We start from the raw sequence: 14,913 nt of genomic DNA, 5'->3' as shown, positions 1-14,913 counted from the left end.
TCGGGCGCGGGCCGTGCCACACGCGGCACGGCCCAAGAGCGCACCTAACAGAGCGCTTATCCTTGGAAGCCCGCCAAGGTGTTGCGCGCCCGCCGCACGCCCCGCTTTCCCGGCCTTAACCCCGCGCTGCAATACTGCCATCCGTCGCGACACCGGTGCGGACTGACACCCCGCACCAACCAGGAGATCACAGGGCCCCCAAGACCACCTCTTCATCGGGTGCAGGGGCGTCCCGCACCGAAGGCTTCAGCGGACATGGGGGCTTGCGACCCCCGTCCTCCCTCCGCCCATGGCCCCTTGGGGCTTCCCGGCGGCGCCGCCTCCTTCAATATCCCGGCATCACCGCCGGACCTGACGACCCGCCCCCGTCCGCCCTCAGCGCCCTCAGCGGCGGTAATCCTCGGGCCGGATGCCATAGCGGGCCAGCTTGTCATAAAACGTCTTGCGCGGCAGCTTCAGGGCTTCCGCGGCCGCAGCCGCGCGCCCGTTGGCCCGCCCCAGCGCCGCAATCAGCAGCGAGCGCTCCACCTGCGCCATTTGCTCTGCCAGCCCCAGTCCCGCAGCGGCGGCGGCCTCCTCCGGCATCCCCAGCACAAACCGCATCGCCGCCGACATCAAGGAGCGCGCATTGCCCGGCCAGTCCTGCGCCATCAATGCGGCCAGATGCTCCTGGCCGATCTCCGGCGGCTCGATCCCCGCCTGCTCCGCCGCCTGCGCCACGTAATGCCGGAACAGCACCGGGATATCGCCCGGCCGCTCCGCCAGCGACGGGATCCGCACCCGCATCACGTCCAGCCGGTAGAACAGGTCCGGGCTGAATGCGCCCGCCTCCGCCTTGCCCGCCAGATCGGCGCTGGAGCCCGCGATGATCCGCACCCCGCAGCCCTGCTCCAGCTGCGCCAGCAGCGCATATTGCGCCGCCTCCGGCAGCGCCTGCACCTCGTCCAGGAACAGCGACCCGCCCGCCGCCTCCTGGCACAGCTCCGCCACCGTCTCCGCCGCCAGCCCGGCGGCGGGGCGCTTCACAAACGGCCCCTGGCCCGCAGGCGACATCAGGTGGATGACCTCCGCCACCTTGGAAATGCCGCTGCCCGGCGCGCCGGTGACCAGCACCTCCGCCCCGGTCGGCGCCACCGCCCGCACCCGCTGCCGCATTTCCTCCGCCTGCGGCGAGCTGCCGAACAGCAGCCGCGAGGCCGGATCGCCGGTTTCTAGCTGCCGCTTCAGCCGCCGGTTCTCCAGCACCAGCGCCCGGGTCTTCAGCGCGCGCTCCAGCACCGGCAGGAAGTCGGCAGCGGCACAGGGTTTCTCCAGGAAGTCGAACGCTCCCTGCGACATCGCCTTCACCGCCATCGGGATGTCGCCCTCGCCGGTCAGAAGCACCACCGGCAGTTCCTCATCGACGCTGCGGGCATAGTCGAGCAGATGAAACCCGTCCCGCCCCGGCATCCGCAGGTCCGAGACGATAACCCCCGCAAATTCGCGAGTGATATGGTCCTTCGCCGCCACAAAGGACCCCGCGGTGACCGCTTCCAGGTCGTTCAGCTCCAGCGTCTGCGCCAGCGCTTCGCGCACCGCGGCATCGTCATCCACCAGCAGCACCTTGCGGATCATGCGGCGTCATCCCTCTGCCCGGCGTCGCTCCACGGCTCCAGCTCGACGGTGAACACCGCGCCGCCGCCGGTGTTGGTACCGCGGATATTGCCGCCAAAGCTCTGCACCAGACCATAAGAAATCGACAGCCCCAGCCCCATGCCCTCGGAGCTGCCGACCACCTTGGTGGAATAGAACGGTTCGAACATCTTCTCCGGCTCCTTGATGCCCGGGCCGCTGTCCTGCACCCGCACCTGCAGCCGCGCGCCGGTCACGATGGAGATCGAGATCACCTTCTCCACCTGCCCCTGCATCGCATCCGCCGCGTTGTTGATCAGGTTCACGAAGACCTGCGTCAGCCGCACCTCGCCGCCCCAGGCATAGACCGGCGCGGGATAGTCCGCAGGCTGCCAGCGCAGGTCCACCTGCTCCGCCTTCAGCCGCGGCGCGGTCAGTTCTGCCGCAGCGCTGATCACCTGCACCAGATCGACCTGCCCCATCGGCTCGCTTTCGTTGCGGGCAAAGGCGCGCAGGTTCTTGATGATCCGCGCCATCCGCGCCGCCATGTCCGAAATCCGCCCCAGGTTCTCTGCCGTGCGCTCCGCCTTGCCGCGCTCCAGGAAGGCAGCGCCGTTCTCGGCATACTGCTGAATCGCCATCAGCGGCTGGTTGAGCTCATGGCTGATCCCCGCCGACATCTGCCCCAGGGCCGACAGCTTGCCCGCCTGCACCAGCTCCTCCTGCGCGCGTTTGAGCGCCGCCTCGGCCTCCTCGCGCTCGCGCACCTCACGGCGCAGCTGGTCATTGGCGAGGGACAAGGCCTTGGTCCGCTTTTCAACCCGGCTTTCCAGCACCGCGTTGGCTTCCGCCAGGGTGCGCCGCCGCTCCATCACGATGAACAGCATGGCGCCAAAGGCCAGGCACACCGCCGCCAGCGCCGCCGCCTGCAGCACCGCGATCCGCCGGGCCGGGGCCACATCCACCAGGATTTCGCCGGTCATGCCGATCACCGGCAATTCGACCGAAAGATGCAGGGCCTGCTGCGGCAAGTACGGGCTGCCCTGCAGGCTCCAAATCTCATGCCCGGCATAGAAATCCCTGCCCGTCACGCTCGGGCTCTGCCCCTCCGCACCACGCTGCCAGAACAGCAGTTCCGAGCGGTTTGCTATGAACACCTCGCCGCCCTGATCGGTAAAGAACACCGCCGGCAGCGAGCCGCGCCAGGTCTGCTCCACATCTTCCACGTCAGCGACCACCACCAGCGCCCCCCGCACCCCGCCATCCGGGGCAAAGGCCGGAGCCGCGTAGAAATACGCGCGCCTCTCTTCGGGCTGCAGCACCCCATGTCCGGTGCCCAGGGCACCCTGCATGGCCCGGATGAAATAGTCCTGCTGCGCCACGCTGTCCCCGGTGACCCCTTCGGCGGCGGCCAGCACCCGTCCGCTGCTGGCGGCAAAGAAGACATCCAGGGCCGCGGTCTTGTCCGCCATCGCGCGCAACAGATCCGCGGCCTCCAGCCGCTGGGCCCCAGTGGAAAGATCCGCCAGCACCGGGTGTTCGGCGGTCAGCACCGCCAGCTCCTGATAGACCTGCAATTGCGTGCTGACGCGGTCCGAGGCCAGGGCCAGGTCGGCAGCGCTGCGCTCGGCCAGGCTGTCCAGCGCCTGGCGGTAGCCGTACGACCAGACCGCCAGCGCCAATGCCGCCACGGCCAGAAGGAACCCGGCAGGCAGGCTCCAGCGAAGGAAGTGCTGTGTTTTCATTACGGCACGATATCAAAGCGCCCCTTGCATTGACCAGATGCAACGGCAACAACCGGTATATGAAGACTTTAATCCAATCCCCCACCGATCCCGCCTTCGTGCAGGACCCCTATCCCTTCTATGCCGCCGCCCGCGCCGGCGGCCAGCTGCACTACTGGCAGGACTACGGCATGATGGCTGCCTTCGGGCATTCCGCCGTGCACATGCTGCTGCGCGACCGCCGCTTTGGCCGCGAGGTGCCGGAGGAGCTGCGCACGGAGGGTCCCGCCCATCTCGCCCCCTTCCTGGCGGTGGAGGCGCATTCGATGCTCGATGCCGAACCGCCCCGCCACACCCGCCTGCGCCGCCTGGTGCTGCGCGCCTTCACCTCGCGCGAGATTACGGCGCTGGAGCCGGGCATCAAGGATCTGTGCCACCAGCTGATTGATGCCTTCCCGGACCAGCCCTTTGACCTGCTGGACGCCTATTGCACCCAGGTGCCGGTGATCACCATCTGCCGCCTTTTGGGCGTGCCGGAGGAGATGGCGCCGCAGCTCCTGGACTGGTCGCACAAGATGGTGGCGATGTACCAGGCAGCGCGCACGGAAGAAACCGAACACGCAGCAGCCCAGGCTTCGCAGGAGTTCACGGACTTTCTGCGCGGCTATATCGAGCAGCGCAGAAACGACCCCCGCGATGACCTGATCACCCGGCTGATCGCGGCGGAGGAGGAAGGCGACAAGCTCTCCACCGATGAGCTGATCGGCACCTGCATCCTGCTTCTGAACGCGGGCCACGAGGCCACCGTGCATTCGCTGGGCAACGGCGTGAAGACAATGCTGCAGCAGGGCTGGCAGCCGGAATGGCTGGCACCGGAAGGCATCGAGGGACTGGTGGAGGAAATCCTGCGATACGACCCGCCGCTGCACATGTTCACCCGCTACGCCTATGAGGAGGCGGAAGTCTTCGGCCACACCTTTCAGCGCGGCGACCAGGTGGCCTTGCTGCTGGGGGCCGCCAACCGCGACCCGGCGGCGCTGGACGAGGCGGACCGCTTCGACCCGTCGAGGCCTCCGAAGGTGAACAAGAGCTTTGGCGGCGGCTTGCACTTCTGCGTCGGCGCACCGCTGGCGCGGCTGGAAATGGAGATCGCCCTGCCGGTCCTGTTCGAGCGCTGCCCGGACCTGAAGCTGGCGGCAGAGCCGGAATACTCGAACAGCTACCACTTCCACGGCCTGACCCGGCTGATGGTGACCCGCAGCTAAAAACCCGGGCGCTCCCGCCCGCGCAGCAGGGATCACAGATCCCCTTGCCCGGTTGGGCCAAGCGCCGCTGACGCGGCGCGGCGCCCCCCATTTCACCTTTGGCAAAATACTCCGGGGGTGAGGCGCCCCAGCGCCGAGGGGGCAGCGCCCCCTCTCCGCCCTGCCCGGCAGCGCCCGGCGCTCACTGCGGCAGGGCGGAAACGGCGGCCATGCAGGGGCCGCTCAGCAGCCAGTCCCGGAAGGCGGCCACCTTGGGGTCGTTCCATTTCTGCCGCTCGCCGATCAGCGCGTAGGCGCCGTCCGGGGTGCCGCAGGTCATCTCCGGAAACGGCAGCACCAGATCCCCGCGCGCCAGTTCCTCGTGGCACAGGACCAGATCCGCCATCACCACGCCGGCCCCCATCACCGCCGCGCGGGTGGCCATGTCGAGGTTCGGAAACGCCTCGCCGCTGGCAGGGTCCACCTGCTCCACCCCGAAATGCTGCACCCAGGTCGCCCAGTCGAAGCGGCGCGGGCTTTCGTGCAGCAGCCGCTGGCCGGCCAGCGCCGCGGGGCCGGCCTCCAGCGCCGGCAGCAGCGACGGGGCGCAGGCCGGGGCGAGGACCATTTCGAACAGCGGCAGCACCTCGATGTCCGGCGGCCGCCCGACGCGGTTCTCAACGGAAATGCCAAGATCGTATTCCGCCCCCCTGAACCCCTTGCTGCTGTAGAAATCCGTGGTCAGCTGCAGCTTGATCTCCGGATGCGCGGCCCGGAACTGCTCCAGCTGCGGCAGCAGCCAGCGGATCGACAGCGTCGGCGGGCAGATCACCCGCAGCTCCGCGGCATCCGCCGCAATCTGCTCCACCTCGCGCTGCATCATCGCAAAGGCCTCTGTCAGCACCGGATAGAGCCGCCCCCCCGCCGCCGTCAGCTCCACCCCGCGGGCATTGCGGTGGAACAGCTGCACGCCGATGTGGTCCTCCAGGATCTTCACCTGGCGGCTGATCGCGCCCCGGGTCACGAACAGCTCGTCTGCGGCAGCGATGAAGCCCTCATGGCGGGCAGCGGCTTCGAAGGCGCGGAGGGCATTGAGGGGCGGCAGGCGCATCATTTCACCATGGGTCAGTTTTCCTGATCCATGGTGGAGTTTAACTGGTTTGCGCGCAAGCCTCTCCGGCCCTACCTCTCAAAGGCCAGAACGGAGGAATAGCCATGACTGCATATTGTGAAAACGCAGGCGTCCGGCCCCACGGATCTTTTGCCCGCAGCGTGCTTGGCTGGATTGCAGGCCGGACGGGACTGAGAAAAGCTGAGCCTCATGCAACGGCGCCCCAGGACGCAGTGCAGGTGCCGCGTCACGAGCTGCAGCGGTTGACGGAAACATCTCCGCATCTGCTGGCCGACATCGGCGTGATGCCGGAGGCTGCCACTGGTGAGACATCCCCCTGGCGGCTGCAGGACGGGCGGCATCTGCTGCTGCGCCCGCCCCTGTGACAACCGGAACAGCCGGCAGGACACCGGTCCTGCCCGCTGTCGCAGAACCGCAGCCGCCGGTCAGGCGCCCAGCGGCAGCATGGTGGTCGATTTGATCTCTTCCATCGACAACAGCGCCGTCACGTTGTGCACTTTCACCTCGGAGATCAGCGCCTGGTAGAACACGTCATAGGCACGCGCGTTCTGCACCCGGACTTTCAGGATATAGTCGATATCGCCCGCCAGCCGGTGCGCCTCCTGCACCTCCGGGCGGTCGCGCAGGGCCTGCAGGAACTTGGCCTGCCATTCCGCCTCATGCTCCGAGGTGCGGATGAGGACAAAGAAACAGGCCTCGAACCCCAGCGCCTCCGGGTCCAAGAGCACCGTCTGCTGGCCGATCACCCCGGCCTCGCGCAGCTTGCGGATCCGATTCCAAACGGGCGTCTTGGAAGACCCCACCCGGCGGGCAATTTCGTCCAGCGACTGGCTGGCGTCCCGCTGCAGTTCAGCCAGAATTTTCCGGTCCGTGCCGTCGATCCGCACCGTCATTCCTGTTTTCTCCTATTGCGAGGACCAATCGGCCCGGCATCCCGCCTCAGCAAAACCAACGTTCTTATTTGAGCGCCCATATAGCGCAATACCGGGAATATTTCCTATATCTACCCTCAAGTCAAACACACCGCACAGAGGGTACAGGGATGTCCGCACACACGACACATGCTGTCAATGCCACCGCTCACGTCCGCGGCGGCATGTGTTGCCTGGTACCGGGGCAGGTTGCCTTTGCAGGCTCCGGCCCCGGCGACCCGGAGCTCTTGACCCTGAAAGCCCTGCGCGCGCTGCAAGAGGCGGACGTGATCCTTTATGACCGTCTTGTCAGCGCAGAGATCATGGCGCTGGCCGGGGCGCAAGCGGTTCTGGAGAACGTCGGCAAGGAGGGCTTTGGCCCGCAGGTCAGCCAGGAGGAGATCTGCGCGCGCCTGGTGGCCCACGCCAAGGCCGGCAAGAAGGTGCTGCGGCTGAAGGCCGGCGACCCCACCGTCTTTGCCCGCCTGGATGAAGAGCTGACCGCGCTGGAAGCCGCCGGCATCGCCAGCCAGATCATCCCCGGCATCACCGCGGCCTCTGCCGCCGTGGCCGGCATCGGCCAGAGCCTGACCCAGCGCGGCCGCAACTCTTCGGTGCGGTTCCTGACCGGGCACGACATGAAGGGCTTTGCCGATCACGACTGGGCTGCGCTGGCGCGCCCAGGCGAGGTTGCCGCGGTCTACATGGGCAAGAAATCCGCCCGCTTCGTGCAGGGCCGCCTGATCATGCATGGCGCCAGCCGCGCGACGCCGGTGACCATTGTCGAAAACGCCTCCCGCCCCGAACAGCGGGTGCTGGAAACCACGCTGGACCGCCTGCCTGCCGACCTCGACGCGGCCGGGTTCGACGGCCCCGCCCTCACCTTCCTGGGACTTGCGCCGCGCAAAGCGGCGGCCGCCCTGAACGACCTCAAGACGGAGCTTGCATAATGCCTCGCCCCTTTACGCCCAAAGTCATCACCGCCAACGACCTGCTGGAAGGCGACGTGATCTATTTCACCGCTGACAACGGCTGGACCCGCAACATGGCGGAGGCCGAGCTGATCACCGATGAGGCCGAAGCCCAGCTGCGCCTGATCGAGGCGGAGAAGCAGAACATCAAGATCGTCGGCGCCTATCTGGCCGACGCCAAGGCAGGCCCGAACGGCCCCGAGCCGACCCACTTCCGCGAGGAATTCCGCCGCACCGGCCCCTCGAACTACTTCCACGGCAAACAGGAGGCCGAAGCCAATGTATAAGTACAATGAATTCGACGAAGCCTTCCTGGCAGAACGCAACGCCCAGTTCCGCGCCCAGGTCGAGCGCCGCATCGACGGCTCCCTCACCGAGGACGAGTTCAAGCCGCTGCGCCTGATGAACGGCGTTTACCTGCAGCTGCACGCCTATATGCTGCGGGTCGCGGTGCCCTATGGCACCCTGAACCCGAACCAGATGCGCGCATTGGCGCTGCTGGCGGAGAAGTGGGACAAGGGCTACGGGCACTTCACCACCCGCCAGAACATCCAGTACAACTGGCCCAAGCTGCGCGACATCCCGGACATGCTGGATGCGCTGGGTGAGGTTGGCTTGCACGCCATCCAGACCTCCGGCAACACCATCCGCAACACCACCGCCGACCATTTCGCCGGTGCCGCCGCGGATGAGCTGACCGATCCCCGCCCCTATGCCGAGCTGATCCGCCAGTGGTCCACCGACCACCCGGAATTCCAGTTCCTGGGCCGCAAGTTCAAGATCGCTATCACCGGCAGCAGCGCCGACCGCGCCGTGATCAAGGCGCATGACGTGGGCCTGCAGGTGGTGGAACAGGACGGCAAGATTGGCTTCAAGGTCATCGTCGGCGGCGGCCTGGGCCGCACCCCGATGATCGGCCAGGTGCTGCGCGAGTTCCTGCCGCAGGCGGATCTGCTGCCCTATCTGGAAGCGGTGCTGACCGTCTACAACGTGCTGGGACGGCGCGACAACAAGTACAAGGCGCGCATCAAGATCACCGTCTCCGAGAACGGCATCGACACCTACCGCGCGATGACCGAGGAAGCTTTCCTTGCAATCCGCGGCCAGTACGACGGCACCGACCAGGAACTGCTGGAAGAGATCAAGACGCATTTCCAGGCGCCGGAGTTCCGCTCCGCCCCGGCCGATGTGTTCGATGCTGCCTATGCAAACGACCCGGTGTTCCGCGCCTGGGCCGACACCAACCTGCACGCGCACCGCGCCGAGGGCCACGCCATCGCCACCATCTCGATCAAGGCGCATGGGGCAACCCCGGGCGACGCGAGCGCCGAGCAGATGCGCCTGATGGCCGATCTGGCGGAGCAGTACGGCTACAACGAGCTGCGCATCAGCCACCAGCAGAACGTGATCCTGCCGCATGTCCACAAGAACGACCTGCCTGCGATCCACGCCAAGCTGAAAGAGCACGGCCTGGCCACCGCCAACATCGGCCTGATCTCGGACATCATCGCCTGCCCGGGCATGGACTACTGCGCGCTGGCAACCGCCCGCTCGATCCCGGTCGCGCAGGAGATCGCAACCCGCTTTGACGAACTGAAGATGGAGCACGACATCGGCCATCTGCAAATCAAGATCTCGGGCTGCATCAACGCCTGCGGCCACCACCACGTGGGCCACATCGGCATCCTGGGCCTGGACCGCGCAGGGGTGGAGAACTACCAGATCACCCTGGGCGGCGACGCCACCGAGACGGCTGCCATCGGCACCCGCACCGGCCCGGGCTTTGCCTATGACGAGATTGTTCCAGCCGTGGAGCGGATCGTCGAAGTCTACATGGCGCAGCGTGAAAGCGCAGAGGAAACCTTCCTCGAAACCTACCGCCGGATCGGCATGGAGCCGTTCAAGGCCGCGCTCTATCCCGAGGCTCAGAAAAAGGTCGCCTGATCTGATGTTCCATTCAGCCGGAAACAAGCCCGCCGGGGAGCCCATCGGCCCCCGGGACCGGGAGCTGGCCGCCAAGGCGGAAGCGCTCAATGCGCGCTACCGCCACCATTCGGCCACCTCGGTGATGGAGGGCGCTTTGCGGGACGCAGGGCATATCGCCCTGGTCTCCTCTTTCGGCGCGGAATCCGTGGTGCTTTTGCACATGGCCGCGATCATCGACCCGATGACGCCGGTCCTGTTCGTGGACACCGAACTGCTGTTCACCGAAACCCTGCTCTATCAGCAGGAGGTGAGCGAGCGGCTGGGCCTGCGCAATGTGCGCATCATCCGCGCCGACGACATCGCCGAAAAGGACCCCTATGGGGCCTTGCGCTTCAGCGACAAGGACGCCTGCTGCACCCTGCGCAAGACGATCCCGCTGCAAAAGGCGCTGGACGGCTATGAAGGCTGGATCACCGGCCGCAAGCGGTTCCAGTCCGGCTCCCGCGCTGCTCTGGACTTCTTTGAAGTCGAGGACGGCACCGGACGGCTCAAGATCAACCCGCTGGCCCATTGGGCGCCCGAGGACGTGCGCGCCTACATGGACGAAAACCGCCTGCCCCGCCATCCGCTGGTGGCCAAGGGCTATCCCTCGATCGGCTGCGCGCCCTGCACCAGCCCGGTCAAGGAAGGCGAAAACCCCCGTGCCGGGCGCTGGCGCGGCGAAAACAAAGAAGAATGCGGCATCCATGTGGTGGATGGCAAATTCGTGCGAACAGGAGCTTGAACGATGACTGTTATCGTGACGGACACGGGCTTTGCCCAGGATGACTGGACCGGCGGCTTTGACGGCGCCAATGTGCTGGAACTGGCCTCTGATGCCAGCCTGAATGACGTGCCGCTGGACGGCGTCGAACTGGTGCGGGTGCAATTCCCCAGCTTTGCCGACGGCCGCGGCTTTACCCTGGCCCGCCAGCTGCGGCTGAAGGGCTATGAGGGCCGCCTGCGCGCCTTCGGCCATGTGCTGGCCGACCAGTACGCGATGGCCCGCCGCTCCGGCTTTGACGAGGTGGAGATCAGCGATGAGCTGGCCGCCCGCCAGCCCGAGGATCAATGGCTTGCCCGCGCCGACTGGAAGGCGCACAGCTACCAGGCCCGCCTGCGCGGCAGCACCGCTGCCCGCTGAGCCAGCCCCCTCCGAACCTGGGAAATGCCTCTGAAACCGGTGCCGTTGCGTCACGCGCGGGGCCGGTTTTCCGAAACCGGGGCTTTTCCTGACCTGTATCAAAGATTAATCAGAGGTGCCGGCTACTCCTCCGGCAGTGCAACCGATGAATGAGATGACAACCGTGACCGACACCGCAACCGATCCGAAACCGGCCAAGGCCGTGCCGGCCCTGCCCGACGCTCAGACCGTGACCGAGGTGAAACACTGGACCGACCGGCTGTTCTCCTTCCGCTGCACCCGGCCTGCGTCGCTGCGCTTCCGCTCGGGTGAGTTCGTGATGATCGGCCTGATGAACGACCCGGACCCCAAGACCGGCAAGCAGAAGCCGCTGCTGCGCGCCTATTCCATCGCCTCCCCCTCCTGGGACGAGGAAATGGAGTTCTACTCGATCAAGGTGCAGGACGGCCCGCTGACTTCCAAGCTGCAGCACATCAAGCCCGGCGACGAGATCATCCTGCGGCCCAAGCCGGTCGGCACCCTGGTGCATGACGCGCTGCTGCCCGGCAAGCGGATCTGGTTCTTTGCCACCGGCACCGGCTTTGCACCCTTTGCCTCGCTGCTGCGCGAGCCGCAGACCTACGAGGATTACGACGAGGTGATCATCACCCACACCTGCCGCGAGGTGGGCGAGCTGGAATACGGAAAGCGCCTGATCGAGAGCCTGAAGGACGATGAGCTCCTGAACGAGGTGATCGGCGAAGGCTTCTGGAAGAAGATCAAGTACTACCCGACCACCACCCGCGAGGAGAGCCCCAAGATGGGCCGCATCACCGACCTGATGCGTTCCGGCGAGGCCTTTGCCGAACTCGGCGTGCCGCCGCTGAACCCGGAAAGCGACCGCGCGATGATCTGCGGCAACCTGGCCTTCAACCTGGAGCTCAAGGACCTGTTCGAGAACACCTATGGTCTCGAAGAGGGCGCCAACTCCAAGCCCGCGCATTTCGTGGTGGAAAAGGCGTTCCTGGACTGAGGGGACACTTGGGCGGCTGCGAGGCTGCCCAGGTTTTGACACGGTTTTGACGGGAGGCTGCCGCCTCCCGTTTATCATTTGTTGGGGATGATTCTGTATTCCTGAGCCAAGTATCCAGAACGGAGAAGCTCGCAATGCAGAATGAATTGGCCTCCGGGCAGTCGCCGGTCTTCATGTCGGTCAGAACAGAGGCAGGCAAGGCACGCGTCAAGGCCGCGGTGGCAGGCTTCCAGTCCCGCCCCGGCCAGGTGCAGCCCTCGATCCCCGAGAAGATCGCCGGCATCAAGGCCCGCTATGACGCCCGCGCCATCGCCCCGCAGGACATTGACCAAATGTTTGATGAGCTGGTGCAGGCCGGCCACCCGGTCACCGCGCCGATGCTGCTCCTGAATTCGATGGGCCAAAAGTTCCGCAGCCACCTGGCCGGCATCACCGGCAGCGCCTATGACGGCTCCAAACCGCTGGACCTGGTCGGCGTTGCGCAGCTGCAGATCCAGCGCGCCCGCAAACAGGGCAGCAGCGCCGGCGGCTGGGAGACGTTCCTGGCCTTCCTGGCGCCCCAAATCCAGCCTCAGGCCCAGTCTCAGCCCCAGTCCGGCGGCCAGACACCGCTGGAGCAGATGGCGAAGGTCGCGCAGCAGGCGCAGGCCCGGCCGCACTGATACGTCCCGGAATGCGGCGGCCAGCCGGGCCGGCCGCCTCCTGTTCACATTAGCGGCCGCTGACGGCCGCTTGACGGGCTGCAGCCCCGGTCAGTTGCTGCCGGTGGTGCTTTCGCCTTCCACGGACGCGCCGCCCTCAACCGCACCGCCGGTGGTGTTCAGCTCCTCCGTGGCGGCATCTGCAGCAGCGTCCTGTGCCGCATCTGCCGCGCCTGCAGCTGCATCCGCTGCGGCATCCGCAGCCTGACCAGCCTGTTCCACGGCGTCATCCGCCGCGTCCGCCGCTTCGCCGGCCAGGTCGGCGACGCCGCCAGCAGCTTCACCAGCCGTCTCCTGCGCCGCCTCGACAGCGTCTCCCACGGCCTCAGCCGCAGCATTTGCAGCCTCGTTCAGCGTGTCCTGCACCGCCTCAACCGCCGCTCCGGCAGCTTCGGCACCGGACTCGATCGCGCCTTCGACGGCCTCGGCCGCATCTTCCACAGCCTGCTCAGCCGGGGCGGTGCCCTCTTCGGCCGTTTCCGGGACTGTGCTGCTCTGCCCCTCTTCCGCCTGCGGCACCGTTTCCTGCGGCTTGGGGCCGGTCAGCATCATGTAGCCGGCCACTGCGGCGACACCCAGGGCGATCACGATCAACAACTGTTTCATAATGGACTCCTTCCACGATCCGGCCCCGCTGGCCGGTCTCTCGCCATCTGCTGTGCCAAATGGGGCGGCAGGCGGTTCCGCTCAAGGGGAAACTTCGCCGCCGCCGCCGCACGGGCGGCCGCGCGCCGCCGCAGCCCCGCAACCGGCGGAACCCCGCCGCAACCGAGCCTTTTCAGGACGTTGCGCCGCGCTCCCCGCAGGGCACCGCAGGCCGCAAAAGCCCCTGTTTCAGGGACCATTTGCAATATGCGGCCTTGAAAAGCGGCTTTCCTGCCGCCATACCGCGCATAAGCCTTGAATCACACGCGCGGGGGCAGTAGCGTTCCCGCACTTTTTGCAATGACAGAAGGATCGCAGTCATAGCCCGCAGACCTCATAACGCGCCGCCGCAACGTGATACCGGCCCGCGCGTCAACGAAAAAATCCGCGCCCCCGAAATCCGCCTGATCGGCGCCGATGGCGAAAACGTCGGTGTCGTGCATCCCGCGAAAGCCATGGACATGGCCGCCGAAGCCGGGCTGGATCTGGTTGAAATCTCGCCCAACGCCACCCCGCCCGTGTGCAAGATCATGGACTTCGGCAAGTTCAAGTACGAACAGCAGAAGCGCGAGAGCGAAGCCCGCAAGAAGCAGAAGATCATCGAGGTCAAAGAGGTCAAGTTCCGCCCCAACACGGACACTCATGACTATGACGTGAAGATGCGCAACGTCTTCAAGTTCCTGGAGCACGGCGACAAGGTGAAGGTCACCCTGCGTTTCCGCGGCCGTGAAATGGCGCACCAGAACCTTGGCCGCGAACTGCTGGAGCGGGTCGCCGAGGACATCAAGGATGTCGGCAAGGTCGAGAACATGCCGAAGATGGAAGGCCGCCAGATGATCATGATGATCGGCCCGCTGGCGAAGAAGTAAGCCGCCAGACCCATCGTGAAATGCAAAGCCCCGCAGCAGCCGCTGCGGGGCTTTTCTGTGGCCTGCGCGGCCGCGGACAAAAGCAAACAGGCGCCGGAGCCCGACGCCTGCTGCACGTTCCCTGCCGGGCAGTGTCAGACCGCGGCCGCCACTGCCCGCTTGGCCATCACCCCAACCAGATGGGCGCGGTACTCCTTGGAGCCGTGCAGGTCGCCGATCATGCCGCCCGCATCTACGCTGAGGCCGTCCAGCGCGTCCGGCGCAAAGCTTGCATCCAGCGCCGCCTCTACCTCGCGCCAGCGGAACACGCCCTCCTCCGAGGCGCCGGTGACCGCCACCCGCACCCCGGCGGCGTATTTGGCAACAAACACGCCCACCAGCGCAAAGCGCGAGGCAGGCTGCAGGAACTTCTGGTAATTGGCCTTCTGCGGCACCGGGAACCGCACCGCGGTGATGATCTCGCCATCATTCAGCGCAGTCTCGAACAGCCCCTGGAAATACTCGTCCGCCGGGATCTCGCGGGTGTTGGTGACGATGGTGGCACCGCTGCCGAGCGCCGCCGCCGGATAGCAGGCGGCCGGGTCGTTGTTGGCCAGCGAGCCGCCGATGGTGCCGCGGTTGCGGACCGCCGGGTCGCCGATATGGCTGGCCAGATCCGCAAGCGCCGGATAGCTGCCCGCCGCGGCCTCTGCCACCGCGGCATGGGTGACGGCACCGCCAATGGTCAGCACGCCGTCATTGTCGCTCATCTCCTTCAGCTGCGGAATGGCGGTGAGGGAGACCAGTTTCGACGGCATCGCCAGCCGCTGTTTCAGGGTCGGGATCAGCGTCTGCCCGCCGCCCAGCGCCTGCGCGTCCTCGTCTGCCAGCGCGGCCACAGCCTCGGCGACGGTTGAGGGCTTCTCAAACTCGAATTCATACATCTTCTTTTCCTTTCCAAAGAGCGCTCAAGCTCTTCTTCTGGCTGGAAATATCCCGGGGGTG

The 14,913-nt window shown here is 66.5% G+C and carries 16 protein-coding genes; 10 read left to right on the top strand and 6 right to left on the bottom strand.

Going from position 1 to position 14,913, the window contains the following annotated elements:
* Positions 1-384: 384 nt before the first annotated feature.
* Both ACFMBG_RS04640 and ACFMBG_RS04635 read right to left on the bottom strand, forming a co-directional pair.
* Positions 385-1,614, bottom strand: a complete 1,230-nt coding sequence (locus tag ACFMBG_RS04640; RefSeq protein WP_421053559.1) for a sigma-54-dependent transcriptional regulator — start codon at positions 1,612-1,614, stop codon at positions 385-387.
* Positions 1,611-3,356, bottom strand: a complete 1,746-nt coding sequence (locus ACFMBG_RS04635; protein ID WP_421053558.1) for a sensor histidine kinase — start codon at positions 3,354-3,356, stop codon at positions 1,611-1,613. The genes ACFMBG_RS04640 and ACFMBG_RS04635 overlap by 4 nt, the downstream gene beginning before the upstream one ends.
* Positions 3,357-3,415: 59 nt before the next feature.
* Between ACFMBG_RS04635 and ACFMBG_RS04630 the strand changes: the two genes are divergently transcribed.
* Positions 3,416-4,600 carry a cytochrome P450 gene (locus ACFMBG_RS04630; protein ID WP_421053557.1) on the top strand — a complete coding sequence of 395 codons (1,185 nt, stop codon included), beginning with the start codon at positions 3,416-3,418 and terminating at the stop codon, positions 4,598-4,600.
* Positions 4,601-4,781: 181 nt separating this feature from the next.
* Here the strand turns inward: ACFMBG_RS04630 and ACFMBG_RS04625 are convergent, their stop codons facing one another.
* On the bottom strand, positions 4,782-5,690 hold the full coding sequence (locus tag ACFMBG_RS04625) for a LysR substrate-binding domain-containing protein (RefSeq protein ID WP_421053556.1): 909 nt from the start codon (positions 5,688-5,690) through the stop codon (positions 4,782-4,784).
* Between the two features lie 104 nt (positions 5,691-5,794).
* Between ACFMBG_RS04625 and ACFMBG_RS04620 the strand changes: the two genes are divergently transcribed.
* On the top strand, positions 5,795-6,076 hold the full coding sequence (locus tag ACFMBG_RS04620; RefSeq protein ID WP_421053555.1) for a hypothetical protein: 282 nt from the start codon (positions 5,795-5,797) through the stop codon (positions 6,074-6,076).
* 60 nt (positions 6,077-6,136) lie between these two features.
* Here the strand turns inward: ACFMBG_RS04620 and ACFMBG_RS04615 are convergent, their stop codons facing one another.
* Positions 6,137-6,604, bottom strand: coding sequence for an Lrp/AsnC family transcriptional regulator (locus ACFMBG_RS04615; protein ID WP_421053554.1), 468 nt, complete (start codon positions 6,602-6,604; stop codon positions 6,137-6,139).
* 203 nt (positions 6,605-6,807) lie between these two features.
* On the opposite strand from ACFMBG_RS04615, the gene cobA reads away from it, so the two are divergent.
* The 7 genes from cobA to ACFMBG_RS04580 all read left to right on the top strand — a co-directional run bounded on the left by cobA (position 6,808) and on the right by ACFMBG_RS04580 (position 12,376).
* On the top strand, positions 6,808-7,572 hold the full coding sequence (gene cobA / locus ACFMBG_RS04610; RefSeq protein WP_421053576.1) for a uroporphyrinogen-III C-methyltransferase: 765 nt from the start codon (positions 6,808-6,810) through the stop codon (positions 7,570-7,572).
* Positions 7,572-7,880: a DUF2849 domain-containing protein gene (locus ACFMBG_RS04605; RefSeq protein ID WP_421053553.1), complete on the top strand. Its 309-nt coding sequence runs from the start codon at positions 7,572-7,574 to the stop codon at positions 7,878-7,880. Before cobA ends, ACFMBG_RS04605 begins: the two co-directional genes overlap by 1 nt.
* Positions 7,873-9,537, top strand: a complete 1,665-nt coding sequence (locus tag ACFMBG_RS04600) for a nitrite/sulfite reductase (protein WP_421053552.1) — start codon at positions 7,873-7,875, stop codon at positions 9,535-9,537. Before ACFMBG_RS04605 ends, ACFMBG_RS04600 begins: the two co-directional genes overlap by 8 nt.
* Positions 9,538-9,541: 4 nt before the next feature.
* Positions 9,542-10,303 carry a phosphoadenylyl-sulfate reductase gene (locus tag ACFMBG_RS04595; protein ID WP_421053551.1) on the top strand — a complete coding sequence of 254 codons (762 nt, stop codon included), beginning with the start codon at positions 9,542-9,544 and terminating at the stop codon, positions 10,301-10,303.
* A gap of 3 nt (positions 10,304-10,306) precedes the next feature.
* Complete coding sequence (locus tag ACFMBG_RS04590; RefSeq protein WP_421053550.1) at positions 10,307-10,702, top strand: DUF934 domain-containing protein; 396 nt, start codon at positions 10,307-10,309, stop codon at positions 10,700-10,702.
* Positions 10,703-10,847: 145 nt separating this feature from the next.
* Positions 10,848-11,714, top strand: a complete 867-nt coding sequence (locus tag ACFMBG_RS04585) for a ferredoxin--NADP reductase (RefSeq protein ID WP_421053549.1) — start codon at positions 10,848-10,850, stop codon at positions 11,712-11,714.
* A 134-nt stretch (positions 11,715-11,848) separates the two neighbouring features.
* Positions 11,849-12,376 (top strand): hypothetical protein, encoded by a 528-nt coding sequence (locus ACFMBG_RS04580; protein ID WP_421053548.1) that lies wholly within the window; start codon positions 11,849-11,851, stop codon positions 12,374-12,376.
* Positions 12,377-12,466: 90 nt separating this feature from the next.
* Here the strand turns inward: ACFMBG_RS04580 and ACFMBG_RS04575 are convergent, their stop codons facing one another.
* Entirely contained in the window at positions 12,467-13,021 is a 555-nt protein-coding gene (locus tag ACFMBG_RS04575) for a hypothetical protein (protein WP_421053547.1), read from the bottom strand.
* A gap of 350 nt (positions 13,022-13,371) precedes the next feature.
* On the opposite strand from ACFMBG_RS04575, the gene infC reads away from it, so the two are divergent.
* On the top strand, positions 13,372-13,929 hold the full coding sequence (gene infC, locus ACFMBG_RS04570) for a translation initiation factor IF-3 (protein ID WP_476703262.1): 558 nt from the start codon (positions 13,372-13,374) through the stop codon (positions 13,927-13,929).
* A gap of 134 nt (positions 13,930-14,063) precedes the next feature.
* Here the strand turns inward: infC and ACFMBG_RS04565 are convergent, their stop codons facing one another.
* Positions 14,064-14,852: an FAD binding domain-containing protein gene (locus ACFMBG_RS04565; RefSeq protein WP_421053546.1), complete on the bottom strand. Its 789-nt coding sequence runs from the start codon at positions 14,850-14,852 to the stop codon at positions 14,064-14,066.
* Positions 14,853-14,913 lie beyond the last annotated feature (61 nt).

Source organism: Leisingera coralii, assembly GCF_049056525.1.
In the GTDB taxonomy this organism is placed as follows: domain Bacteria; phylum Pseudomonadota; class Alphaproteobacteria; order Rhodobacterales; family Rhodobacteraceae; genus Leisingera; species Leisingera coralii.
The sequence above is the reverse complement of the archived record's forward strand: the minus strand, read 5'-3'. Positions and strand labels throughout refer to the sequence as shown.

Excerpts from the sequence above, each read along its gene's own strand:
- ACFMBG_RS04640 (WP_421053559.1), bottom strand. The coding sequence starts at position 1,614 with ATGATCCGCAAGGTGCTGCTGGTGGATGACGATGCCGCGGTGCGCGAA.
- ACFMBG_RS04635 (WP_421053558.1), bottom strand. The coding sequence starts at position 3,356 with ATGAAAACACAGCACTTCCTTCGCTGGAGCCTGCCTGCCGGGTTCCTT.
- ACFMBG_RS04630 (WP_421053557.1), top strand. The coding sequence starts at position 3,416 with ATGAAGACTTTAATCCAATCCCCCACCGATCCCGCCTTCGTGCAGGAC.
- ACFMBG_RS04625 (WP_421053556.1), bottom strand. The coding sequence starts at position 5,690 with ATGCGCCTGCCGCCCCTCAATGCCCTCCGCGCCTTCGAAGCCGCTGCC.
- ACFMBG_RS04620 (WP_421053555.1), top strand. The coding sequence starts at position 5,795 with ATGACTGCATATTGTGAAAACGCAGGCGTCCGGCCCCACGGATCTTTT.
- ACFMBG_RS04615 (WP_421053554.1), bottom strand. The coding sequence starts at position 6,604 with ATGACGGTGCGGATCGACGGCACGGACCGGAAAATTCTGGCTGAACTG.
- cobA (WP_421053576.1), top strand. The coding sequence starts at position 6,808 with ATGTGTTGCCTGGTACCGGGGCAGGTTGCCTTTGCAGGCTCCGGCCCC.
- ACFMBG_RS04605 (WP_421053553.1), top strand. The coding sequence starts at position 7,572 with ATGCCTCGCCCCTTTACGCCCAAAGTCATCACCGCCAACGACCTGCTG.
- ACFMBG_RS04600 (WP_421053552.1), top strand. The coding sequence starts at position 7,873 with ATGTATAAGTACAATGAATTCGACGAAGCCTTCCTGGCAGAACGCAAC.
- ACFMBG_RS04595 (WP_421053551.1), top strand. The coding sequence starts at position 9,542 with ATGTTCCATTCAGCCGGAAACAAGCCCGCCGGGGAGCCCATCGGCCCC.
- ACFMBG_RS04590 (WP_421053550.1), top strand. The coding sequence starts at position 10,307 with ATGACTGTTATCGTGACGGACACGGGCTTTGCCCAGGATGACTGGACC.
- ACFMBG_RS04585 (WP_421053549.1), top strand. The coding sequence starts at position 10,848 with ATGAATGAGATGACAACCGTGACCGACACCGCAACCGATCCGAAACCG.
- ACFMBG_RS04580 (WP_421053548.1), top strand. The coding sequence starts at position 11,849 with ATGCAGAATGAATTGGCCTCCGGGCAGTCGCCGGTCTTCATGTCGGTC.
- ACFMBG_RS04575 (WP_421053547.1), bottom strand. The coding sequence starts at position 13,021 with ATGAAACAGTTGTTGATCGTGATCGCCCTGGGTGTCGCCGCAGTGGCC.
- ACFMBG_RS04565 (WP_421053546.1), bottom strand. The coding sequence starts at position 14,852 with ATGTATGAATTCGAGTTTGAGAAGCCCTCAACCGTCGCCGAGGCTGTG.